At 72.5% G+C, this 22,136-nt stretch carries 22 protein-coding genes and 2 tRNA genes; 10 read left to right on the top strand and 14 right to left on the bottom strand.

Going from position 1 to position 22,136, the window contains the following annotated elements; all coding sequences use genetic code 11:
• Positions 1-6 precede the first annotated feature (6 nt).
• Positions 7-1,371 carry a sensor histidine kinase gene (locus AC0I8G_RS16990; protein ID WP_471730979.1) on the bottom strand — a complete coding sequence of 455 codons (1,365 nt, stop codon included), beginning with the start codon at positions 1,369-1,371 and terminating at the stop codon, positions 7-9.
• 3 nt (positions 1,372-1,374) lie between these two features.
• Positions 1,375-2,070, bottom strand: a complete 696-nt coding sequence (locus tag AC0I8G_RS16985) for a response regulator transcription factor (RefSeq protein WP_380261228.1) — start codon at positions 2,068-2,070, stop codon at positions 1,375-1,377.
• 156 nt (positions 2,071-2,226) lie between these two features.
• On the opposite strand from AC0I8G_RS16985, the gene AC0I8G_RS16980 reads away from it, so the two are divergent.
• Entirely contained in the window at positions 2,227-3,027 is an 801-nt protein-coding gene (locus tag AC0I8G_RS16980; RefSeq protein WP_471730978.1) for a hypothetical protein, read from the top strand.
• 6 nt (positions 3,028-3,033) lie between these two features.
• On the opposite strand, the gene AC0I8G_RS16975 is transcribed toward AC0I8G_RS16980, so the two are convergent.
• A complete protein-coding gene (locus tag AC0I8G_RS16975) occupies positions 3,034-4,014 on the bottom strand; it encodes a GNAT family N-acetyltransferase (protein ID WP_471730977.1) in 981 nt (326 codons plus the stop codon).
• Positions 4,015-4,034: 20 nt separating this feature from the next.
• Entirely contained in the window at positions 4,035-4,535 is a 501-nt protein-coding gene (locus tag AC0I8G_RS16970) for a methylated-DNA--[protein]-cysteine S-methyltransferase (protein ID WP_471730976.1), read from the bottom strand.
• Positions 4,536-4,602: 67 nt separating this feature from the next.
• Between AC0I8G_RS16970 and AC0I8G_RS16965 the strand changes: the two genes are divergently transcribed.
• The gene (locus AC0I8G_RS16965; RefSeq protein ID WP_380261220.1) at positions 4,603-5,010 is read left to right on the top strand and encodes a TIGR03618 family F420-dependent PPOX class oxidoreductase; all 408 of its coding nucleotides are present in this window, start codon (positions 4,603-4,605) and stop codon (positions 5,008-5,010) included.
• Here AC0I8G_RS16965 and AC0I8G_RS16960 read toward each other — a convergent pair.
• The 4 genes from AC0I8G_RS16960 to AC0I8G_RS16945 form a co-directional block, all read right to left on the bottom strand.
• Positions 5,007-5,447, bottom strand: coding sequence for a YdeI/OmpD-associated family protein (locus AC0I8G_RS16960; protein WP_471730975.1), 441 nt, complete (start codon positions 5,445-5,447; stop codon positions 5,007-5,009). The two genes, AC0I8G_RS16965 and AC0I8G_RS16960, sit on opposite strands and share 4 nt — an antisense overlap.
• A gap of 3 nt (positions 5,448-5,450) precedes the next feature.
• Complete coding sequence (locus tag AC0I8G_RS16955) at positions 5,451-6,923, bottom strand: malate:quinone oxidoreductase (protein WP_471730974.1); 1,473 nt, start codon at positions 6,921-6,923, stop codon at positions 5,451-5,453.
• A 127-nt stretch (positions 6,924-7,050) separates the two neighbouring features.
• Complete coding sequence (locus AC0I8G_RS16950; RefSeq protein WP_471730973.1) at positions 7,051-7,674, bottom strand: NADPH-dependent F420 reductase; 624 nt, start codon at positions 7,672-7,674, stop codon at positions 7,051-7,053.
• A gap of 24 nt (positions 7,675-7,698) precedes the next feature.
• Positions 7,699-8,433 carry an SDR family NAD(P)-dependent oxidoreductase gene (locus tag AC0I8G_RS16945; protein WP_471730972.1) on the bottom strand — a complete coding sequence of 245 codons (735 nt, stop codon included), beginning with the start codon at positions 8,431-8,433 and terminating at the stop codon, positions 7,699-7,701.
• A 136-nt stretch (positions 8,434-8,569) separates the two neighbouring features.
• On the opposite strand from AC0I8G_RS16945, the gene AC0I8G_RS16940 reads away from it, so the two are divergent.
• The gene (locus tag AC0I8G_RS16940; RefSeq protein WP_471730971.1) at positions 8,570-9,151 is read left to right on the top strand and encodes a TetR/AcrR family transcriptional regulator; all 582 of its coding nucleotides are present in this window, start codon (positions 8,570-8,572) and stop codon (positions 9,149-9,151) included.
• A gap of 60 nt (positions 9,152-9,211) precedes the next feature.
• Here the strand turns inward: AC0I8G_RS16940 and AC0I8G_RS16935 are convergent, their stop codons facing one another.
• Both AC0I8G_RS16935 and AC0I8G_RS16930 read right to left on the bottom strand, forming a co-directional pair.
• Complete coding sequence (locus AC0I8G_RS16935; protein ID WP_471730970.1) at positions 9,212-11,179, bottom strand: ArnT family glycosyltransferase; 1,968 nt, start codon at positions 11,177-11,179, stop codon at positions 9,212-9,214.
• A gap of 70 nt (positions 11,180-11,249) precedes the next feature.
• The gene (locus AC0I8G_RS16930) at positions 11,250-12,344 is read right to left on the bottom strand and encodes a PrsW family intramembrane metalloprotease (RefSeq protein WP_471730969.1); all 1,095 of its coding nucleotides are present in this window, start codon (positions 12,342-12,344) and stop codon (positions 11,250-11,252) included.
• Positions 12,345-12,410: 66 nt separating this feature from the next.
• Here AC0I8G_RS16930 and orn point away from each other — a divergent pair, with 66 nt between their 5' ends.
• Together orn and AC0I8G_RS16920 are read left to right on the top strand one after the other, a co-directional pair.
• Positions 12,411-13,031: an oligoribonuclease gene (orn, locus tag AC0I8G_RS16925; protein ID WP_471730968.1), complete on the top strand. Its 621-nt coding sequence runs from the start codon at positions 12,411-12,413 to the stop codon at positions 13,029-13,031.
• Between the two features lie 100 nt (positions 13,032-13,131).
• Positions 13,132-13,207, top strand: a tRNA-His gene (locus AC0I8G_RS16920).
• A gap of 56 nt (positions 13,208-13,263) precedes the next feature.
• Here AC0I8G_RS16920 and AC0I8G_RS16915 read toward each other — a convergent pair.
• Positions 13,264-13,899: a hypothetical protein gene (locus tag AC0I8G_RS16915; protein ID WP_471730967.1), complete on the bottom strand. Its 636-nt coding sequence runs from the start codon at positions 13,897-13,899 to the stop codon at positions 13,264-13,266.
• A 138-nt stretch (positions 13,900-14,037) separates the two neighbouring features.
• Here AC0I8G_RS16915 and AC0I8G_RS16910 point away from each other — a divergent pair, with 138 nt between their 5' ends.
• The 3 genes from AC0I8G_RS16910 (at position 14,038) to AC0I8G_RS16900 (ending at position 14,684) form a co-directional block, all read left to right on the top strand.
• On the top strand, positions 14,038-14,205 hold the full coding sequence (locus AC0I8G_RS16910; protein ID WP_471730966.1) for a hypothetical protein: 168 nt from the start codon (positions 14,038-14,040) through the stop codon (positions 14,203-14,205).
• A 124-nt stretch (positions 14,206-14,329) separates the two neighbouring features.
• Positions 14,330-14,503, top strand: a complete 174-nt coding sequence (locus tag AC0I8G_RS16905) for a hypothetical protein (protein WP_328295101.1) — start codon at positions 14,330-14,332, stop codon at positions 14,501-14,503.
• Between the two features lie 108 nt (positions 14,504-14,611).
• Positions 14,612-14,684 (top strand) — tRNA-Lys (locus AC0I8G_RS16900).
• Positions 14,685-14,837: 153 nt separating this feature from the next.
• Here AC0I8G_RS16900 and AC0I8G_RS16895 read toward each other — a convergent pair.
• The gene (locus tag AC0I8G_RS16895; protein WP_471730965.1) at positions 14,838-15,170 is read right to left on the bottom strand and encodes an ArsR/SmtB family transcription factor; all 333 of its coding nucleotides are present in this window, start codon (positions 15,168-15,170) and stop codon (positions 14,838-14,840) included.
• A gap of 136 nt (positions 15,171-15,306) precedes the next feature.
• On the opposite strand from AC0I8G_RS16895, the gene AC0I8G_RS16890 reads away from it, so the two are divergent.
• Entirely contained in the window at positions 15,307-16,503 is a 1,197-nt protein-coding gene (locus AC0I8G_RS16890) for an MFS transporter (RefSeq protein WP_471730964.1), read from the top strand.
• Positions 16,504-16,841: 338 nt separating this feature from the next.
• On the opposite strand, the gene AC0I8G_RS16885 is transcribed toward AC0I8G_RS16890, so the two are convergent.
• Together AC0I8G_RS16885 and AC0I8G_RS16880 are read right to left on the bottom strand one after the other, a co-directional pair.
• Positions 16,842-18,287: a hypothetical protein gene (locus AC0I8G_RS16885; protein WP_471730963.1), complete on the bottom strand. Its 1,446-nt coding sequence runs from the start codon at positions 18,285-18,287 to the stop codon at positions 16,842-16,844.
• A gap of 155 nt (positions 18,288-18,442) precedes the next feature.
• Positions 18,443-19,462, bottom strand: coding sequence for a hypothetical protein (locus AC0I8G_RS16880; RefSeq protein WP_471730962.1), 1,020 nt, complete (start codon positions 19,460-19,462; stop codon positions 18,443-18,445).
• 262 nt (positions 19,463-19,724) lie between these two features.
• On the opposite strand from AC0I8G_RS16880, the gene AC0I8G_RS16875 reads away from it, so the two are divergent.
• Complete coding sequence (locus tag AC0I8G_RS16875) at positions 19,725-22,064, top strand: TerD family protein (RefSeq protein ID WP_471730961.1); 2,340 nt, start codon at positions 19,725-19,727, stop codon at positions 22,062-22,064.
• Positions 22,065-22,136: the final 72 nt, after the last annotated feature.

Below are 22,136 nucleotides of genomic sequence, written 5' to 3'. Positions count from 1 at the left end.
CCCGCCTCAGCCCGCGGGCAGGGTGAGGACGAGCACGGCGCCGGCCGGGAGGTCCGGTGGCAGCGTCGGGTCGTCGGGGTCCGCGCAGCGCAGGTCCCCGCCCGCGGCCCGGGCCAGCCCGCGCGAGATCGACAACCCGAGCCCCGCTCCCCCGTCGCCGGTGCGGGAGGGGTCGAGGCGGACGAGGCGTCCGAAGACGAGTTCCCGGTCGGCGGGGGCGATGCCGGGCCCGTCGTCGGCCACGACGACCCGTCCCCCGCGGCCGTCGTCGGCGCGGTCGACCACGACGACGACGCGTCCCCCGGGCGCGGCGACGCGGGCGTTGGCGAGGAGGTTCACCACGACCCGCCGCACGTGTTCGGCGTCGGCGCGCAACGGCACCGCGGCGGCCCGGACCTCCACGGGCGCCCCGGGTGCCGCGTCGTGGACGGCCGTGCGGACGACGTCGGCGAGGTCCAGCGGCGACGGCTGCGGCCGGACCTCCTCCAGCCGCGACACCGCGAGCAGGTCGGTCACCAACCGGCCCGCGCGGCGGGCCTCCCGCACGATCCGCACCGCGACCTCCTCGCGCTGCTCGCGGGAACCGCTGTCGAGCAGCAGCCGTTCCGCGGCGGCGACCACCGCGGCCAGCGGTGTCCGCAGGTCGTGGGCGGCGTCGGAGAGGAAGCGCTGCAACCGGTCCCGGGCTTGCGAGGCGCGGGACTCCGCGCCTTCGAGGGAGTCCAGCATCTCGTCGAAGGCGACCGCGACCCGTCCGAGTTCCGTTCCCGCCCGGTCCGGCGCCAGTCGTCGGCCGCGGTCGCCGGCGGCGATGGACCGGGCCGTGCGGGTCATCGTGTCCAGCGGGACGAGGGCCCGGCCGAGGAGCAACCAGAGGGCGAGGACGGCCACGACGACGCCGATGGCCCCACCCCACAGCATCGAGCGCCGGAACTGCGACCGGGCGTCCTCGACGGGGCGCAGCGAGGTCGTCACCTCCAGCACCCGCCCGTCGCCCAGCTCCCGCTCGACCCGCAGCAGGTCCCCGTCCTCGACGACGTCGGGCGCGGGCCCGGGCGCGGCAGCGGCCGGGCCGGGGGGACCCGCCGCCGGACCGGCACCGGGACCCGGTCGCCCGACGACGGTGCCCCCGTCGGTCTGCAGCTCCGCCGAGGCCCCGGCGGTGGCGAGGCGGTTCACCAGGGTCTGGTCGTCGACGACCCCGTCGAGCTGGACCCCGAGGTCGGCCAGCCCGACGAGTCGGGCGCGGGCGTCGTCGCGCAGCCGCGAGCCCAGGTCGGCGTCGACGAAGACCCCGACGGCGAGCAGCAGCAGGACGACGACGGCGGCGGACACGGCGACGACCCGCCGTCGCAGTGAGACGGTGCGCACGCCTCAGCCGTCCCGGCGGGGGGTGAGGTCGGCCCGCAGGACGTAGCCGATGCCGCGTTCGGTGTGCACGATGCGCGGCCCGTGCTCCTCCAGCTTGCGGCGCAACGCACTGACGTGGACCTCGACGAGGTTCTGGTCGTAGTGCTCGTACCCCCAGACCTGGGTCAGCAGCTGCAACTTCGACAGGGTGCGTCCGCGGTGGCGGACGAGCTGGGCCAGCAGCCTGAACTCCGTGGCCGTCAGGTCGAGGCGCTCCCCCGCCCGCACCGCGACCGCGGCGGACTCGTCGAGGACGAGGTCGTCGACCTGCACGACCTGCGGCGCCCGGCCGGCGCGGCGCAGCACGGCCCGCAGCCGGACGAGGAGTTCCTCGACGGCGAAGGGTTTGACGAGGTAGTCGTCGGCGCCGGCGTCGAAACCGGACAACCGGTCGTCGACGGCGTCGCGGGCGGTGACGAAGACGACGGGGACGTCGCGCGGGACGCAGACCCGGCGGGCCAGCGAGAGGCCGTCCTCGCCGGGGAGCATCACGTCGAGCACGGCGATGTCGGGGCGGAAGGCGTCGAGGACGGTGGGCAGGTCGCTCCCGTCCGCCTGGCTGTGCACCACCATCCCGGCCGCGGTCAGCGCGGCGGCCACCGACTCCGCGATGAGGGGGTCGTCCTCGACGAAGAGGACGCGGACGGCGGTGGGGGGCACCCGCCGAACATCGCAGAGGCCGGAGCCGGCGGCCACACCGGAGCCTGAAGCCCGGCTGAAGAACGCGGCCGCGACGCCGCGCTTCAGGTCGACTTCAGGTCCACCGGGTCCAGTGGTCTCGACCGGGGAGACACCCCGGACGACTGGAGGAACACCGTGCCGAACCCCGTGCCGAACACCCCCCGTACCCGTGCTCGACTGCGCCGCACCGCGTTGGGCGCCCTCGTCGCCGCGACGGCCGTGGCCGGTGCGAGCGCGACCGCCGCGTTCGCCGACGGGACCACCACGCCGAGCCCCGGCGCGAGCACCGGGACCGTGGCGCCGCCCCCCGCCCCTGCCGGGCCCGTGGGCCCGCCCGTCGACGACGCGCTGCACGCGCACGGCACCGTTACCAGCCTCGACGGGGACGTCCTCGTCGTCACCGGGCCCCGTGGGGAGACGGCGACCGTGACCCTGGACGACGCGACGACCGTCGTCCTGGACCGGGGACCCGGTCAGGGCGAGGGCAGCGCCGACCGCTCGGCCCTCACCGTCGGACAGCGCGTGCACGCCGACCTCGCCGGCGACGGTGGAGCGGCGCAGCGCGTCGTCGTCGAGCCGTTGCGCGCCGACGGTGAGGTCACCGCCGTCGACGGTGACCGCGTCACCCTCGGCGGACCCGACGGGCGCACCAGCGTCGTCGACGTGTCCGGTGCGGAGGTCCTCGCCGACGGCGCCGCCGCCGACGCCTCCGCGATCGTGGTGGGGCAGCACGTGCACGCCGAGGCGCCCGCCGGTGCCGACGTCGCCTCCGACGGGTCCTTCACCGCGACCCGCGTCGAGGTCGGTCGCCCGGTCCCGCCGACGCCCCCGGCGGACGCTCCCACCCCGCCCGCGGGGTCGCCCGGTGCCCCCTCGACGGACGGCGCGACGCCCGCCGCGCCCACCGGGTCCGCAGCACCGACGGCGGGTGCGTAGGTCCGCTCAGAGGTCCTTGGCGTGCAGCGTCGCGCCGTGGGCCCGGACGTACCCGGCGCGTTCGTAGAGACCCAGTGCGCCGGAGGGGTTCTCGGTGTCGACGTCCAGGGCCACCGCGGCCAGTCCGACCTCGGCGGCGCGGCGGGCGACAGCGGCCAGCAGGACCCCGGCCAGCCGGTGCCCACGGTGGGTGCGTCGCACCCCGAGGGTGTCGAGGTGGGCCTCGCCGAAACCGAGCGCCGGCCAGTCGTCCTCGTGGGCGTGCACCGCGGCGTACCCGGCGATCTCCTCCCCGCGCAGGACGAGGTAGCTCCACGCGGGCCGGAACGTGGGGTTGTCGACGACGAGCAGCGACCAGTCCGCCGGGGTCAGCGGCTGGGAACCCCAGTGGTCGGCGAACACCTCGTTGTGCGCCTCCCGCAACCCCTCGGTGCCGTGCTCGTCCACCCGGACGAGGCGGTACCCGGCGGGCGGCTCGGGGGCGTCGGGCACGCCGGGACGCAGGTCCAGGCGCATCGTGCTGAAGTGGCGCCGAACGCCGAGTCCGCCGGCGGCGCAGAGGCGGGCGAGGTCCTCGCGGTCGTCGGCGGCCCACACCTGCAGGGCGGCGGGGACGTCCCGTCCGAGGTCGGCGCGACGCCACGCCGCCCGCTCCCGGGCGGTCGCCTCGGCCCAGGCCAGCAGTTCGCGACCCACGCCCCGCCCCCGCCAGGCGGGGTCGACGACCCCGGTGAAGTGCAGCCGCAGGTGCTCGGTGTCCCCGAGGCGCAGTCCGAGCCAGCCGAGCGCCCGCAGTTCCCCGGCCTCGTCGAAACCCCCGGTGCTCTGCCGCGCGGGGTCGAAGCCCTCACCGACCAGGCGGGAGCGCAACGACGCCTCGCCCTCCCGGGAGTGGGGGTGGTCGAGGGCGGCGGCACGTTCCTCCAACCGCCACCACGCGGGCACGTCGTCGAGGGTCAGCGGACGCGAGGAGAGACCGGGCAGCACGGTCCCAGGACTACCACGTCCTAGAACAGGCGCCCCGCGTCGTCCGCGGCGGGTTCCTCCAGGGCGAGCAGGAAGCGCTTGCGCCACAACCCGCCCGCGTACCCGACGAGCGCCCCGTCGTGCCCGACGACGCGGTGGCAGGGCACGACGATCGAGATCGGGTTGCGACCGTTCGCGACCCCCACGGCCTGGGCGTGCCCGACCCCGCCGAGGCGTCGGGCGATGGCCCCGTACGTCGACGTCTCGCCGTAGGGGATCTCGCGCAGCGCCGCCCACACGGAGCGGGCGAACGCCTCCCCGTGCGGGGCCAGCGGCAGGTCGAAGCTGCGCCGCTCCCCCGCGAAGTACTCCGCGAGCTGGCCGGCGACGTCGTCGAAGGCGGTGTCGTCGCGTTCGGCGGGTCCGGTGCGGCTCTCGCCCGGTCCGCCCCGGTGGTCGGCGAACCACAGTCCGGCGATCCCGGCCTCGGTGCGGGCCACCGTCAGATCGCCGAGCGGCGAGTCGAGCACGGTCCAGCGCACCAGGTTCCTCCCCGCGGACGGTGTCGTACGGTGCTCAGCGTCCCACCCGCGCACCACTGGAGGAACCGTGCCCAAGCCCCCGCTGCCCGACGACGTCGCGGCGCTGTTCGCGAAGCCGAACCCGGCCGTCATGGCGACGATCCACCCCGACGGCCACCCGGTGACCGTCGCGACCTGGTACCTGTTCGAGGACGGCAGGCTGCTGCTGAACCTCGACGCGAGCCGCGCCCGGTTGCGGCACCTCAAGGCGAACCCGAAGGTCTCGCTGACCGCGCTGGCCGAGGGCGACTGGTACACCCACGTCAGCGTGCAGGGGGACGTCGTGGAGGTCCGCGACGACACCGACCTCGCCGACATCGACCGGGTCTCCACCCACTACACCGGTCGCCCCTACCCCAACCGCGACAGCCCCCGGGTGACGGTCCTCGTCGAGATCGGCAACTGGCACGGCTGGGGTGCGGTGAAGAACGACTAGCGGGAGAGGTCGCTGACGACCTTCTCGACGCGGCGCAGGCGCGTCGCCTCCGCCTTGGCCCCCTCGACGGAGGTGACGTGCGCCTTGCGGGCCGAGGGCGACAGCGCCTCGAACGCGGCGCTCAGCCCGGCCCCCTCGAGGGCCCGGGCGAGGTCGGGCGGCACCTCGACGGTGCGCGGTGCGGTGTCGAGGTCGAGGGTGACCTCGAGCTCGTCACCCGCCGCCACCCCCGACGCCGCCCGCACCTCGGCGCTGATCGGGACGAGGCTGCGTCCGCCCATGACCCCGACCGTCGTGCGGTAGCTGTACCCCGCGAAGGTGACGACCACGGCCGGCCGCTTCCCGCCGTCCAGCGCCGCGACGACGTCCGCCGGGACCTCGATCCCGGTCGCGGTCGTGCGGTGCAGTTCCACGGTCGCGGTGAACGAGACCGCCACGGCTCAGGCCGCCAGTTTGAGGACGTCGCTGGTGCGGGACAGCGTCTTCGTGAGGAGATCGGTGTCGTCGGAGAGCTTCGTGCCGTAGGAGGGCACCATCGCCTCCAACCGGGAACGCCAGAGGTCCTGGTGGGCCGGGAAGCACTGCCGCAGCAGCCGCAGCATCACCTCGACGGCCGTCGAGGCCCCCGGGGAGGCACCGAGCAGCGCCGCGACGGAACCGTCGGCGGCGTGGACGAGTTCGGTGCCGAACTGCAGCACCCCGCCGCGCTTGCCCTTCTTGATGACCTGGACCCGCTGACCCGCGGTCAGCAGCTCCCAGTCCTCGGCGCGGGCGTCGGGGTAGAAGACCTTCAGCGCGTCGAGGCGCTGGTCCATCGACTGCACGATCTGCTTGCCCAGGTAGGTCATGAGCGAGACGTTGTCGCGGGCCACGGCGAGCATCGGCAGCAGGTTGTGCGGGCGCACGGACAGCGGCAGGTCCAGCAGCGAACCCTGCTTCAGGAACTTCGGCGAGAACCCGGCGTAGGGCCCGAACATCAGGGCCTTCCGGCCGTGGTCGTAGCGGGTGTCCAGGTGCGGTACCGACATCGGCGGCGCCCCCACCTCGGCCTGCCCGTAGACCTTGGCCCCGTGCTCGGCGATCACGTCAGGGTTCGTGCACCGCAACCACTGGCCGCTGACCGGGAACCCGCCGAAACCCTCACCCTCGGGGATCCCGCTGCGCTGCAGCAGGTGCAGCGCTCCACCGCCGGAACCGACGAACACGAACGGGGTGGCGATCTCGAAGCTCCCCGTCGAACTCGCCCCCACGACGGTCCAGCCCGAACCACGACGACGCAGGTCCTTGACCGTGTGACCGGTGAGGAGTTCGACGCCCGCCTTCGCGGCCCCCGTGAACAACTGCTTGGTGAGGGAGCCGAAGTCGACGTCCGTCCCGGCCCCGGCCCGGGTCGCGGCGACCTTCTCCCCGGGACCGCGGCCCTGGGTGAGCAGCGGGGCCCACTCCCCGATCGTGGCCTGGTCCTCGGCCCACTCCATCCCCGCGAACAACGGGTGCCGGCTCAGCGCTTCGTGGCGGGCGCGGAGGAACTCGACGTCCCCGCCGCGGACGAAGCTCATGTGCGGGACGGAGTTGATGAAGTCGCGGGGGTCGGGGAGGACCCCCTCCTCGACGAGGTGGGACCAGAACTGGCGCGACAACTGGAACTGCTCGTTGATGGCGACGGCCTTGCTGATCTCGACCCCGCCGTCGGCCGTGGCCGGGGTGTAGTTCAGCTCGCACAGCGCGGAGTGGCCGGTGCCGGCGTTGTTCCACATGTCCGAGCTCTCGGCCCCGACGGTGTCGAGCTTCTCCAGGACCAGGACCTTCCAGTCCGGCTCCACCTCGGCCAGCATCGTCGCGAGCGTGGCGCTCATGACCCCGCCCCCGATGAGCACGGCGTCGTAGCGGTTCGATGCGGGCACGAGACTCACCCTCGTTGGTAGGAGATCGTCGGACCACCGAAGGTTACGACCTGCCGGCACCCGCGTGCCGCCCGGGAGCCCGCCCACGGGCCCCCGGGTGGCGAGCCTCACACTCCGCGGCGGGCCCCGCGAGGGGTCAGCCGGTGAACTCGTGGACGCCGAGGGCGAAGTCCCCGTGGCCGACCCCGTGGCCGGCCAGGCCCACCGTGACCACCCCCATCCCCTCCAGCCAGTGCGCCATCCGCAGTCCGCCGACGTCCAGCGGGCGCAGCCCCAGGCTCTCGACGAAGGCCGCGACGGCGGCCTTGGCCCGCAGGTCGTCGCCGGCGAGGAGGACGTCGGGACGCCCCTTCTCGAGGACGCCCCGGAAGACGGTGTTGAACGCCTTGACCACGCCGGTCCCGGCCGGGGCCACCTCGGCGACCTGAGCCGCGATCGAGGTCTCCCCGTCGTGGGTCAGCCCGTCGAAGGTGGCGTTGAAGGGGTTGCTGATGTCGACGACGACCTTCCCCGCGAGCGCGTCGCCGTACTCGGTGACGACCGGGACGACGCCCGCGGCGAGGACGGCGAGGAGGACGACGTCCCCGGCCGGCACCGCGCCCCAGGTGCCCGCCGTCGTTCCGCCGCCCAGTGCCCCGGCCAGCGCCTCGGCCTTGGCCCGGTCGCGGCCGACGACCTCGACGGTGCCGCCGGCGGCGACGGCCAGCGCGCCCAGGGTCCGGGCCATGTTCCCCGTGCCCACGATGGTGGTGCTGCTCATGAGGTGCTCTCTCCTGGTGTCGGTTCAGAGGGCCGTGGTGCCGCCGTCGGCGACCAGTTCCAGGCCGTTGACGTAGCTGGAGTCGTCGGAGGCCAGGAACAGGGCGATGCGCGCGATCTCCTCGGGGCGCCCCATCGATCCCCGCGGGACGAGGGCCTCGAAGGCCTTCCTCGTGGCCTCGTCGAAGAGCTCCTCCTGCTTGGCGGTGCTCACCTGGCCCGGGGTCAGGACGTTGACCCGGATCCTGCGGTCACGCAGTTCGTTGAGCCAGACGCGGGCCCAGGCCTGCTGGACGGCTTTGCTGCCCGCGTAGAGGCTCCAACCGGGGAAGGCGCCGAGGGAGGCGTTGGACCCCGTCATGACGATCGAGCCGTGGTCGTTGAGCAGCGACAGGGCCTTCTGCACGGTGAACAGGGTCCCGCGCACGTTGAGCGAGAACGTGCGCTCGAACTGCTCCACCGTGATCTCGCCGAGGGGGGCGGGCTCGCCCGTCCCGGCGTGGGCCCAGAGCACGTCGATCGAGCCCCGCTCCTCCCGGACCGTCGCGTAGAGGCGGTCGAGGTCGTCGAGGTCGGACGCGTCCCCCTGGACGGCGGTGACGTTGCGGCCGATGACGGCGACGGCCTCGTCCAGCGCCGCCTGGCGGCGGGCCTGGATGACGACGTGCGCACCCTCCTCCACGAACAACGTCGCGCCGGCCAGCGCCATCCCGGCGGATGCTCCGGTGACGACCGCGGTCTTGCCGTCGAGCTTTCCCATGATCGTTCCTGTCCTTCGGTGACGTCGGCTCAGCCCGGCGCCTATAGACACCGTCCTGTCTACTTAACGTAGACCGGGACGAGTCGGGGACGCAAGCTAAGTACACTCATCCGTACCGAACGGGTACCCTGGGACCGTGACGGAGTTGGAGAAGGGGCCCCAGGGCGTGCGCCGCGGCCGAGGTGCCCACGAGCGCATCCTCGGTGCCTCCCAGCGGCTGTTCCGGGAGCAGGGCATCAACCGCACGGGCATGGACCAGCTCTGCTCGCTCGCCCAGGTGTCCAAGCGCACGGCGTACCAGCACTTCGGCACCAAGGACGAGCTCGTCGCCGAGTACCTGCGCCGCTTCGACCCCGAGGTCATGTCCCCGGTGTTCGACCGCCCCGACCTCACGCCACGCCAACGTCTCCTGGCCGCCTTCGAGATGTCCTCGACCACACCCCTGTGCCCCTTCATCGCCGCGGCGGTCGAACTCCACGACCCCGACCACCCCGCGTCGCGCTACGCACGCGAGTACAAGACCGCCGTCGCGGCGCGGTTCAGCGACACCGCCCGCGAAGCCGGCGCCGCCGATCCCGACGGACTCGGCGAGCAGCTGGCCCTGCTCCTCGACGGCGCCGCGGCGCGCAGCCGGGTCCTGGACGACGACGCGTTCCCGACCGCGGCGGCCATCGCGGCCGTCCTCGTCGACCGCGCGCTCCCGCCTGCTGCCGGGTGACTCGTCCACGCAGAACGGCCCGGCACCCGCGAAGGGTGCCGGGCCGTTGCGCGTCCCGGGTCAGCCGGCGGTCGTCGGCTGGGTGAGGTCGTAGACGGTCTGACCGCCCACGGTGAGGGCGGTGTAGTTCGCCGCGACCCACTCCTGGATCTTCGTGGCGTCGGAGTCGCCGCCGCCTGCTGTCCCGCCCCTGCCCCCACCGCTGATCAGGTAGTGGACGTCACCGTCGGCGACGTACTGCTGGAACTGCGCGAGCGTCGGGGTCGGGTCGTCGCTCCAGCCGCCCATCGCCATGACGGCGGTGCCGCTGGCCAGTTCGAGCGAGGCCGCCGACTGCGACCCGGACACCGCCGCCGCCCACGTCGTGCCCGCGTCCTGCAGGAGGGTCACGAGTTCGCTGCTGGTGGTCGCGGACTCCCCGCCGCCGGTGGTCCCGCCCGGCGCCGCACCCGTCGGCGCCTGGCCGGTGCTGCCGTCCTGGGTCCGCCCGGCGAACCCACCGGCCCCGCCGAACCCGCCGCCCATGCCGCTGCCGGCCGCAGCGCTCGACGGCCCGACCGTGGGGATGGAACCGGTGTGCGCGGTGGCCGCGGTGGCCACCGCGTAGGACGCCGACCCGCCCAGGCCGACGATCGTGCCCGAGAGCACCAGCACGATCGCGAGCTTGCGCATCCGCACCGGGGTCACGACGAACCCGGTCGCCAGCGCGACGCCCACCAGCATCAGCAGCCAGCCCGCCCACACCCAGGTCCCGTTGCGGTGCAGCAGGACGAAGGCCCAGACGCCGGCCGAGGCGAGGACCAGCGCGAGGCCGACCCGGGCCAGGACCTGGGTCCGGCGGGCCCAGAGGACCTGCCCGCCACCGGCGGCGAGCGCCGCGACGGCCGGGGCCAGCGCCACCGTGTAGTACGGGTGGACGGTCCCCTCCATGTAGGCGAAGGTCAGCCCGGAGACGACCAGCCAGCCGCCCCACATGATGAGCGAGGCGCGCCGCAGGTCGGTGCGCGGTGCGCGACCCCGGGCGATCAGCCCGAGGACCAGGGCGAGCAGCGCCGCGGGCAGCAGCCAGGAGATCTCGTTGCCCATCTCGGAGGAGAACAGGCGCTGCCAGGTCGCGGTACCGCCGAAGCTGGACCCCGGCGTCCCGCCGGACATCCCGCCGCCGCCCCCGCCGTTGCCGTCGGAGCCGAGGATGCGCCCGAGGCCGTTGTAACCGAGGACGAGGTCCATGACGGTGCCGTCGGTGGAACCGCCGATGTAGGGCTTCTCCCCCGGCCAGAGGGTGACCGCGAGGACCCACCAGCCGGCGGCGACGACGACCGCCGCGGCCGCACCGAGCAGGTGCAGGACGCGCCTGCCGAGCCCCGTCGGCGCCGCCCACAGGTAGACCAGGGCCAGACCGGGCAGGACGAGGAAGCCCTGCAGCATCTTGGTGAGGAAGGCGAACCCGATCGCGACCCCGGCCCAGGCCAGCCACTTCCACAACGCCTTCTCCGTCGCCCGCACGGTGCAGTAGGCGGCGAGGGTCATGAGCAGCACGAGCAGCGCGTCGGGGTCGTCGAAGCGGAAGATCAGCGCCGCCGCGGGGGTCAGGGCGAGGGCCGCCCCGGCGATCAGGCCGGCGACCGGCCCGTGCCAGCGGCGGACCGCGGCGTTGACCAGCCACACCGCGCCGACCCCCTCGAGGGCCTGCGGGACGAGCAGCGACCAGCTGCTGAACCCGAAGACGCGGGCAGCGATCCCGCTGACCCACAGCGAGGCCGGCGGTTTGTCGACGGTGATGAAGCTCTGGGTGTCGAGGGAGCCGAAGAACCAGGCCTTCCAGCTCTGCGACCCCGCCTGCACGGCCGCCGCGTAGAAGCTGTTCGCGTAGCCGGAGGCCGAGAGGTCGACGAGGTAGAGGACGCCCGTCGCCGCCAGCAGCGCGATCGTCGCCCAGCGGACCCAGTGCGGGTGGTGGGCTCGCCCCGTGGGCGGCGTGGCCGGTCCCGTGCCCGCGTCGCCGCGCGCCGTCGTGGTGGTGGTCATGCCGAGACGTTCGGCCACGACCTTGCCGTCGCGCCCAGGACCGGCTGTGAACGGCCCGTGAGCCTGGGCGCTACGGCAACAGCCCCAGCACCGCCGTCCGCTGCACCGCGAGCCGCTCGAGCAGTTCCAGCTCCTCCTCCGGGCTCGACTCGCTCGTCCCCCGCCGCATCCGGTCGCGCCGGAAGGCCAGTTCCGTCGCCGTCTCCTGGAAGTCGCGCACGGCCCGCACGGCGTCCCGCCCCCCGGCGCCGGAGGCCACGGAGCGCGCCCGCCGCCGCCCGGTGCCGGAGGCGAGCATCGCGACCTCCGCCTCCCCCAGCCACCCCGTCCGGACGTAGACCTGCAGGTGGCGACCGATGAGCCGCGCCTCGCGCACCCGGGCCGCGAGCGCCACCGCCACGGCGGCGGCGAACACGGGGACCTGCAGCAGCAGGAAGACCTCGATGAAGTTCGCCGTACCCGACCCCGCGCTGGCGTTCCACAGCGCGTGCAGCACGGCGGCCACCAGCAGCCCCAGCAGCGGCGCCCCGACGCGGTACGAGGCCCGGCGGTGGCGGGCCGCGACCCCCAACCCGACCCCCACGGCCATCGTGAACAGCGGGTGCGCGAAGGGCGACACCAGGCAGCGCAGCACGAACACCACCACCAGCGACGCCGGCTGGTCGTCCCCCAGGGCGCGGCCGAGGTAGAGGACGTTCTCCAGGTAGGCGAACCCGACCCCGACGAACGCCGCGTAGACGATCCCGTCGACGACCCCGTCGAACTGCCGGCGCTGCTTGAGCAGGAGCAGCAGGACCCCGAGCCCCTTGAGCGTCTCCTCGACGACCGGTGCGACGAAGACGGAGGTGTTCGTCACGTCCCCCACCGAGCGGTCCAGCAACCGCGAGACCCCGGTGTTCAGGACGAGCGCGCCCAGGCTCGCGACGCAGGCGCCCCAGCCGAACGCGAAGGCGAGCAGGTGCGGGGGTTCGGCCTCGTGCCGATCCAGCCAGAGGACGGTCGCGAGCACCGGACCGACCGGGACGGCGGCCAGCGCCAGCCCCGGCAGCACCCCCCGGAGGCCGACCTCCATGGTCACCGCGGTGAGGCTGAGCAGCCCGCAGACCACGAGCACGAGCACGCTCAACGGGAGCAGCGCGGACGCGCGGACGCGCGACGCCGACATGCGTCGAGGGTAAGGGCTGGCCCGTCGCCCGCTCCTCCAGCTCCGGCGGACCTCTAGTCTGAGCCCGTGAGCAACGACAAGGTCACCGAGCGCATCGTCTGGATCGACTGCGAGATGACCGGGCTGAGCCTGACCGAGGACGCACTCGTCGAGGTGGCCGTGCTGGTCACCGACGCCGACCTCAACGTCCTCGGCGAGGGCGTCGACGTGGTCATCAAGCCCCCCGCGGAGACGCTGGTCGACATGGACAAGGTCGTCGTCGACATGCACACCTCCTCCGGGCTGCTCGACGAGATCCCCCACGGCAAGACGCTGGCGGAGGCCGAGCAGATCGTCCTGGAGTACGTGAAGAAGTGGGTGCCCGAGCCCCGCAAGGCGCCGCTGGCCGGCAGTTCGGTCCACACCGACCGGGCGTTCCTGGCCCGCGACATGCTGCAGCTGACGGACCACCTGCACTACCGGCTCATCGACGTGTCCTCGCTCAAGGAACTCGCCAAGCGCTGGTTCCCGCGGGTGTACTTCAACACCCCGAGCAAGCACGGCGGTCACCGGGCGCTCGCGGACATCCGCGAGAGCATCCAGGAGCTGAAGTACTACCGCGAGGTGCTGTTCGTGCCGGACCCCGGCCCGGACTCCGAGACGGCGAAGGCCGCGGGCGCGAAGTTCGAGCTCAAACCCCAGGCCTGACCCGTTCGGCGGGTGCGCCGGGAATCGTGTCCCGGAGCAGCCCGGCGCCCGTGTATCCTCGACCCGTCACGTGAGCCGCGCAGCGGTCGAGCGTGCCGTGGTGGGTGTAGCTCAGCTGGTAGAGCACCTGGTTGTGGTCCAGGAAGTCGCGGGTTCAAGTCCCGTCACTCACCCCACGTGCGAAGGGCCCTGACGTCGTCGGGGCCCTTCGTCGTTCCCGGTCAGCGGGGGATCAGGGTCGTTCGGTGCGGTCGGTGACCCCGAACCGCGCGTGCCCGATCCCGATCAGCTGTTCCCGCAGCCAGACGAGGTAGGCGTCCCGGTCGGCTCGCAGGCCGAGGGAGATGACCGGCTGGCCGACGACGTCCCAGTGGTGCGCGCCGGCCACGGGCAGGACGATCACCTGCAGGAAGAACGGCCGGATGCGGCGTCCGAGTTCGTGTTCGACGTCGGTGAGCAGGTTGGTCTCGAACAGCGCCGTCGCGGTGCGGGCGATGATCCGCTTCTCCACCTCGCGCGCCCGGGCGCACCAGGTGACTGCGTCGTCCATGCCCAGTTCGGCCAGGCCGCGCAGTTCGGGCATCCCGTTCAGTCCCGGGTAGCGGGGCGGCAGGATCGAGGTGAGGGCGTCGGCCCCGCCGGGGAAGGACCGGGCCCACCAGGTGGCCCACTGCCGTCCCGCGGTCTCGAGGCCGGCGACGTCGGCGCCCGCGGTGTGCAGCGGGATGGCCGTGGGGTCCAGCGGCGGGAGGTCGGGCAGCAGGGGCGAGGTCGGGGGCCGCAGGCCCGCGGCGTCGCGCAGGTGCAGGGCCAGCAGCAGCGACTGGGGCATGGTGAGGTCGATCCCCCACCGCCCTTCGCTGCGCACCTGCCCACTGTGCTCCGGTGGTGGCCGGTCGGCCACCTGATCGCACCCTGGACGTCGCCCGGGGTCATCCCAGGGAGTGATGCCCGGCTACGGCGCGAGGGTGATGTGCCGCCCCCGGCCGCTCCCTACGGTGTGATCATGACCGCTCCGGTGCTGACCCGTTACCCGCTCGACGCCGCCGCCACCCGGCGCCGGCGACGACGGATCGCCGCGGTCGTGGCCGTGCGACGCGAGCAGTCGCACGGTCGACGCGTTCGGCCCAGTCCCCTCGGCACCCACCGTGGTGAACCGTTGCACGTGCGGTGACCCTGCCGCGGAACTCTGCGCCGGACGGGTCCTCCGCCCGGGCGGACTCTCAAGGAAGGGCCCACGGACGACGAACACATGTGCGTCCCCTGTTCGCGGGGGGTGTCGATCCTCGGGAGGACGCATGACGCACGACAAGACCCAGGCGGACGCGATGAGCGAGCCGGTGATGGAGATGCTCTCCGAGCACATCCCGCTGTCGCTCATCATGGACATGGCTTCGCCCGACGGCCCGCACTCCGCGGAGCTGCTGGAGTCCGAGGGCCTGCCCGACGAGGAGTGGTGGAAGCAGGACTGATCCTGCGCACCGCACGAGGTCCGGGTTCCCCGGGGGCGTGCCCCCTCTCGTTCCCCCGGGGACCGGATTTCGTCGCACGGCCAGGTGGCTGGTAGAGTTCCACTCGTTGCGCCATTAGCTCAATTGGCAGAGCAGCTGACTCTTAATCAGCGGGTTCCTGGTTCGAGTCCAGGATGGCGCACTCCGCTCGACCTGCACGGATCGTCCTCTGCAGCACAGGATCTCGGCTCCTCACGGAGCCGGGATCCTTTGTCGTTCTCCCTCAACCGCGTCACGTCCCCGGCCCAGCGGCGCGAACCGAGGTTCGCGTGTTCGTGTGACGCAGATCATGCGATCAGGACGGGGGCGCCTCGCCCGTCGACACCCCGGCGAAGACCGCGGCCAGCAGGCCCGGGAACCGGGCCTCGATGTCCGCTCGTCGCAGCGAGACGCCCCGGCGGTTGCCGTAGCTGAGGTCGTAGGTGAGCCCCGCTTCGCGCAGGACGCGGAAGTGGTGGGTGCTCGTCGCCTTGGTGACGGGCAGGTTGAAACTCGTGCAGGTCCGCTCCGTGCCCTCGGGTTCTTCGAAGAGGTCGCGGACCACCTGTCGGCGGTTGGGGTCCGACAGAGCGCTCAGCACGGGCCCGATCTTGATCTCGTCCCGCGTGGGCAGCGGCTTGTCGCTCATCAGAACCTCCTGGGTGGAACCGGCTCAGCCTAGAACACGGCCGGCGGCCCCCGGCGTCCCGCAGGTACGTCTTGCGTCGTACCTTCGGATCGTGCTGTGATTCAGGTACGACAATCTTCGTACCTGGGAGAACCTCTTGACCACCGACGACCTGACCGAACCCCGGATCCGGCACGACGAGCGCCTGCCGTGGGCCGGCCTGCTGGCGCTGTTCTTCGCCGGATTCCTGAGCATCATCAACGAGACCCTCCCCGCCGGCCTCCTGCCCGACATCGCCAGGGCTCTGGACGTGACCGAGGCGGTCGCGGGCCAGACGGTCACGGTCTACGCCCTGGCCACCGCGGTCAGCGCCATCCCCCTGAGCGTCGCCCTCCGGCGGTGGAACCGCAGAACCGTCCTCGTGACCGCGCTGGCGGCCTTCGTGGTCGCCAACCTCGTCATCGCCGTGACCGACGACTTCGCCGTCGTCCTGGCCGCCCGCACCGTCGCCGGGGTCGGCGCCGGCCTGATCTGGACGAACCTGGCCGCCTACGCCGCCCGTCTCGTCCCACCGTCGAAGCAGGGGCGAGCGATGTCGATCGCGAACGCGGGAACCCCCGTGGCCCTGTCGCTCGGACTCCCCCTCGGAACCCTGCTGGGCACCACGACCAGCTGGCACTCCACCTTCGCCGCCACCGGTCTCGCCGGTGTGGCGACCATCGTCTGGGTCCTGATCGCGCTCCCCGGACTACCGGGCGTCGTCGCCACCCGACCGCCGCGCGGGGAACGCGCACGCCGTGACGTCCTCCGGGGAAATCCCGGGGTGTTCACGATCCTCGCCGTGATGAGCGGTTTCTTCCTGGCCCACAACGTCCTCTACACCTACATCGCCCCCGTGGTCGACGAAGCCGGCATCGCGAGCCAGGTCGAGTGGGTCCTGCTGACGTTCGGCGTCGCCGCCTTCGCGAGCATCCTCGTCACCGGGGTGTGGATCGACCGCCGTCACCGTCACCTCACCGTCGCCGGCGTGCTGCTGCTCGCCACCGCGTTCCTCGTCCTCGGCTTCGTGACGATCAGTCCGGTGCTGGTCTACCTCGCGGCGGCGCTGTGGGGCCTCGGTTTCGGCGGCGGGGCGACGTGGTTCCTCACCGCGGGTTTCCGGGCCGCCGGATCCGATTCCATCGCAGCGGTGATGGTCACTCTCGTGAACCTCATGATCGGCGCCGGCGCGCTCGTCGGGGGTGCCCTCATCGGGAACTTCGGCGTCGGCTCGCTGTCGTGGGTCTCCCTCGCCGTCGTGGTTCCCGCCGCGGTCGCCACCATCGTCGCCCGTCGCCACGCCTTCCCCCGGTGAACGGGGGGTTCGCACAGGTTCGGGAGCGCTGCCCTCGAAACGGGTCTCAGAGGTTGGCCACGACGTCGGCGGCGACGTCACGCAGTTTCCGGTTGCTGCGCTGAGACCGCAGCGACAGGTGCTGGAACGCTGTGGCGTGGGGCCGAACCCGTCCTCGTACCGCCGTTCGCCCAGCCGGGCCGCCAGAGCTCCAGTGAAGGCGACGCCGCGCGCCTTGCTCTCGTCCTGGACCAGGGTGACCGACACCTGCTCCGCCCCGGGCACGCGCAGCTCACGCGGCAACCCGCTCACGATCTCCGACGAGTTGGACGGGCAGGCAACCGGGTCGACAAGAATCGCTACCAGTTGGGGTTCATCGTCAACGCCGTCAGCGGATCCGCCATCCACTCCTCGAACTCGTCCGACGTCACGAACAGCGGTTGGCCGTTGAAGCAGCGCGCGACCTCGGCGAGCCGTTCCTGTGCCTCGTCCGGGTCGCCGCTGGTCACGGCGATCAAGGCCTCCTCGAGCAGCGGGCTGACGGTGGCGATGACGTTGGCACCGTGCTCCTCCCCCAGTGCCCGCTCGGACTCCGCGAGCAGCATCGCCGTGGCGAGCGCAGAGGCGGTCTCGTCCTCCAGGGCGGCGAGGTCCTCCTCGTCGATGTCCTCCCCGGCGGCGAGTTCGGCGCGGGCCGCGGCCACCGCGGCCCGCAGACCCTGGCTGATGAGGGTTGCTGCGGCCTGACCCACCACCGCCCCCACGAGACCCCCGACGACCGGCACGGGGATCACCGTCTGCCCCAGCCCGCTGCACACCCCGACCAGCGTCGCGCGCAGCGCGGAATCACAGCAGCGTGCGGCAAGCTCGCCGGCGTCGATGTCGCCGCGGGCGAAGGCGACACCGGCGGCGGTGATGTCGCCGACGGCACCGGTCATCGCCGAGGGTGTGGAGGCCTGGCCGAAGGCAGCGGGCAGGACCCCCGTTCGGGCGGCGATGCCGATGGCCTTGCCCAGCCCCGCTCCGGCGGCGGAGCGCACCGCCCCCATCGCCGCGGCCCCAGCGGCGGTCGCGGCGGCGGCAGCAGCGGTGGTTTCTCCCGCGCGGACTCGCGCGACCTGACTCGCAGCCTCCATCAGACCCGCGACAGCAGCCCCGGTGGCTGCCCCGACCGCCATCGCCGCGCCGACTTCACGGGAGGCGACGGAAGCGGCGTGCTTGCCACCCCAGCCGGAGGGGTTGCGGGCGGCGCGGTGGGCCTGCTCGGTGGACACCGGGCGGCTGTGCACGATGGTGACGTGCCCGGCGGCGCCGGTGGTGTCGATGTGCAGGGTGTCGGTGACGTGGGCACGGGCATCGACGTAGTCGTCGAACTTCAAGCCCTCCGAGTTCATGCGCAGACGCCGGTCGAGCAGGTTCTCCACGGCGGTGAGCTTGTCGCTGCCGATGAGGCGCTGCTGGCCGGTGTAGCGCTCGTGAGAGATGCCGCTCGCAGCGGTCGTCGCCTTCCCCATCAGCTTCGCCTGGGCCGCAGTCAGCAGGCGTCCACCCTCGTCTCTGAGGTGCAGGTCCGCCGGGGCGCTCTGCGACCCGCCAGCGACCCACTCGGTCGTGGATGCGCGGATCTTCGAGCCTTCGGCGATGGCGTCGTGGTTGAACGTCGCTTCGTGCATGACCTCAAAGAGGTGCCCGGCACGCTGGGGCAGGCCGACGTTGCGGTACCGCTGTGCGACTTGCTCGGCGAGTTCACGGATGCGCAGGGCTTCCGCGGTCTGGGCGGCATGGCGGCGGGTCGTAGCGTTCACCAGTGCCCAGACCGCCGCCTGAACCCCCACCTTCGTCGCGGCCCCGGGTGCCCGAGACGCATCGGGCTCACGGGACTCCGAGGAGTCGAATCCCGCCCCATCGACGCGCGGAGGAAGCTCAGAGCTCTCCTGGGGTTCGTCGGCCGCCTGCTCGCTCACGCCGGCACCACCGAGCTCGTGGACTCGTCCGCCTCAGCACCCCTACTGGCGCTCGCGCCGGTGTCGACGGGGTCGTCCGCGGTCGCGGCATCCTCCTCGACCAGGTCCTGCAGTCGCTCTCGAGCGTCCTCGACCACCCGGCCCGACAGGACGGTCACCACTCCGTTCTCGTCCGCGAGCGGGGTGGCCATCACGGAGATCGTCGTCGTCATCAACGACACCGTCGTCGCCACCTGCGCCCGTCGGGCCGGGGGGTAGGCGGCGTAGTCGGTCTCGGTGTCGACGAGGACCCGCAAGTCCTCGAGACGCTGGGCAGCCTCGGTCTGGAGGTCGGTGAGCAGATTGCGGACCTGCCGGCTGCGACGGATGACCGCGTCGGTGTCCTCCTCCGCTCGGCTCAGCTCGATGTCGGCCTGGTCGAGGTCCTCCGCCCCTCGACGCTGCAGGCGCCGCTGGCGCCGCCCCTGCCAGGCCACCACGCCGACCGTGGCCAGCACCACCGGCGCCGCGACCAAGCTGCCCAGCACGAGGGTGCCGGCCGCAACCCCACCACCACCGGCCGCCAGAGAGCCTCCCCCCAGGGCCGCCAGGGTGGCGCTGGTGGCAGCCGCACCCGACAGTCCGGAGATGGCCGTCCCGGTGGAAGCCGCCGCGAACGCACCGACGGTGGCGAAGGCGGTGACCCCCACTCCCGCTCCCACGCCCAGCCCCCCGGCGAGCGCCCCGACGGTGTGCAGGGCGTTCAAGCGGACCTGGGTGACCTCCACCTGCGGGGTGCGCCCGGCGGTGGGCAGGTCGATGCCGGCCAGCTCGACGAGGTCGACGTTCTTCAGCCGCGCGAAGACATCGCGGAAAGGCACCAGGACCTCCTCGTAGACCTCCCGACGGCGCCGTTCCTGTGCCTGGCGCTCGCGCTCCGCACGGGTGATCAGCGCGGCGTGTCGATCTTCGAGCTCTTCGTGCTGGCTGCGGTTGGCACGCGCCAGCCGGACCGCCTCGACCCAGGCGATGCCCACGACGTCCTCCAGATCAGTGCGTTCGCTCCCGTGACCTGGTGCCCCACTCCGGACCAGGCCGAGTCCCAGCATGCCTCGACTGATGACACAGGGCTACGAATTCACCAAGAATTGTCACCCTGCGTGCTTCGCCTCGGGCCGACGGCGCTGCAGACCGGAGGCGCCGTCACGCTTCCACCTGAGGGCGTGGCTTCGGAAGCACGACCGCCACCGATCCACGAGAACACCTGTACCGGACGCCGAAAGTGGGCAGACTCGTGGTGTGGAAGATCTGTCCCTGCCCCGCGGAGCCAACCGCACCCTGCCCACCGAGGCGCGTCGCCTGCGGGTAGTGGTCAGCTGGCGTGAAACCGATCACGAAGCCGACGTCGACGCATCGGCCCTCCTGCTCACCGGCGCGCGGCGCGTGCGTTCGGATGCCGACTTCGTCTTCTACAACCAACCTGCGTCCGGCGACGGGGCAGTCCGTCATACCGGCCGGGCGCAGTCCGAGGACACCGTCGAGGAACGACTCGCCATCGACCTGGACGAGCTCAGCGGCGAGGTGGAAGTCATCGCGATCGCCGCCAGTCGCTCCACCGGCACCTTCGGAGAACTCTCCGGGCTGCGCCTGCTCCTCCTCGATGCGGCGAACACCATCCTCACCGTGTGCGACATCGACGACGCCGGCAACGAAACCGCGTTCGTATTCGCCGAGGTCTACCGCCGCTCGGGCACCTGGAAGATCCGCACGGTGGCCCAGGGCTGGGACAGCGGGCTGGCAGGACTAGCGCAGGACTTCGGCGTCTCCGTCAGCGATGAGCCCGACGAGGACGAGCCCGACGAGGAGACAGGGCACCGACCGGCCCCGCCTTCCTCGCCTGCTGTCGAAGGCGAAGGGGCCGACGGTACGACCGACAGGACCGACAGGACCGAGAGTGCCGCGATCCCACCGCAGGCCCCGGGTGACGACCTGGTCGAGGTCGTCGACGAGGTCGACCGTGTCGTCTCAGGTCTCGAAGCAGAGCCTTCCCAGGTGCCTCCGGCCGCCCCGGGCGAGGAAGAGGTGGCAGGGCTCCGACTCCCTGAGGTGTCAGCCCCCGTCGTCGCGACCGTGACGGTGCGCGTCGGTGAGGACCGGCAACCGTCGATCGCCGTCGAGACGCCTGCACCAGTCGTCGGCGCGGTTCCCCGCCGACCGCAGCCCTCCCGCAAGGGAGTGCAGACCCGCAAGGTCGCGACGGTAGCCGCCAGGCCGCCCGCGTTGCGCCTGGCTGGGGACGACACCTGGCAACCGGCTCGCGTGTTCTCCATCTACGGCGTCGGCAGCGCCGGGGAGCAGGAGAAGCGCGCCACCTCCGCGGTGCTGGCCACGATGATGGGCGTGCGGTCCTTCGCCCGTGCGGTCGTCTCCCACTTCGGAGCTCCCGGCGGCGCAGTCGAGGCGTACCTGGAGGTTCCCTTCGACCTCGGCGAAACGCGCGTCTACCCCGACGGGGTCTTGCGCGTGGCCCGTGCCGGTAAGACCTGGACGGGCCTCGTCGAAGTCAAGACCGGTGATGGACAACTGCGCCGGGACCAGGTCGAGAACTACCTCGACGTGGCCCGCGCGCAAGGATTCGATGCCGTCATCACCCTCTCCAACGACATCCCCCCAGCCGCGGGCGAACACCCGGTCGAGGTCGACAAGCGCAAACTGCGCAAGGTCGCCCTGCACCACATCTCCTGGGCCGAAGTGCTGCACGAGGCGCAGATGGCACTGACCCACCGGGGCGTTGCGGATCCCCTGCAGGCCTGGCTGCTGCACGAACTGATCCGCTACCTTCAGCACCCGCGATCTGGTGCGTCCGGCTTCGAGGACATGGGCTCGGCATGGGTCGGGGTCCGAGAAGCGGTTTCGGCGGGAACCCTGCGCACCGGTGATCGCAAGGTGCCTGCGGTGGCGGAGGCCTGGATCAGGCTGGTGCGTCAACTGCGGTTGCGACTGACCGCGGAACTGGGAGTGACAGTCACCCATGTGCTGCCGCGCAAGGTCGCCACCGATCCCGTCGCTCGGATCGCTGCGACGACTGCTCGGCTGGTCAGCTCCGGCGAGCTGGAGGCCACGGTCCGGGTGCCGGGTGCCGCGGGACCTCTGACCGTGGTGGCCGACCTGCGGACGAGTCAGGTGCGCACCAGTGTGCGGGTGCAGGCACCTCAGGAGGGTGGAGCGCAGCGGCGTGTCGCCTGGCTGCTGCGGCAGCTCAAGGATGCTCCCGATGACGTCCTGGTGGATGTCAGTTTCGCTGCGCGCAGCGGTTCCACCTGCGAACGCCTGGGTGACGTGCGGGACAAACCCGCTGCCCTCCTCCCTGAACGTGACGTCGAGGTGGCCGCATTCACCCTGTCGCGCACGAGTGCCATGGGCACGAAACGATCGGGAGTCAAGAACGCGTTCATCCCCTCGGTCACCGACGGGTTGGAGGACTTCTACACCACGGTGGTGCAGCCGCTGCGCGCGTGGGTCCCTCCAGCACCGAAGTTGCCCGACGATGGACCCGTCGTTTCGTCCGACCCAGAGAGCGAGGAAGCCCTCGACGAACTGGCCAGCGGTGTCGAACTCGGAGCGATCGACGACGCCTGAGGTCCGCCACTGAGTGTCGTCCACCCTCCCCCTCGGCCCCCACCGCGTGGCAGACCCCGCTCTGGGCAGCAC

The sequence above is a fragment of the Kineococcus sp. AC630 genome (genome assembly GCF_979255925.1).
The sequence above is the reverse complement of the archived record's forward strand: the minus strand, read 5'-3'. Positions and strand labels throughout refer to the sequence as shown.

Bases quoted from the DNA above. Each gene is read 5' to 3' on its own strand.
- AC0I8G_RS16930 (WP_471730969.1), bottom strand. From the start codon at position 12,344: ATGTCGGCGTCGCGCGTCCGCGCGTCCGCGCTGCTCCCGTTGAGCGTG.
- AC0I8G_RS16945 (WP_471730972.1), bottom strand. From the start codon at position 8,433: ATGGGAAAGCTCGACGGCAAGACCGCGGTCGTCACCGGAGCATCCGCC.
- AC0I8G_RS16895 (WP_471730965.1), bottom strand. From the start codon at position 15,170: ATGAGCGACAAGCCGCTGCCCACGCGGGACGAGATCAAGATCGGGCCC.
- AC0I8G_RS16935 (WP_471730970.1), bottom strand. From the start codon at position 11,179: ATGACCACCACCACGACGGCGCGCGGCGACGCGGGCACGGGACCGGCC.
- AC0I8G_RS16910 (WP_471730966.1), top strand. From the start codon at position 14,038: ATGACCGCTCCGGTGCTGACCCGTTACCCGCTCGACGCCGCCGCCACC.
- AC0I8G_RS16905 (WP_328295101.1), top strand. From the start codon at position 14,330: ATGACGCACGACAAGACCCAGGCGGACGCGATGAGCGAGCCGGTGATG.
- AC0I8G_RS16950 (WP_471730973.1), bottom strand. From the start codon at position 7,674: ATGAGCAGCACCACCATCGTGGGCACGGGGAACATGGCCCGGACCCTG.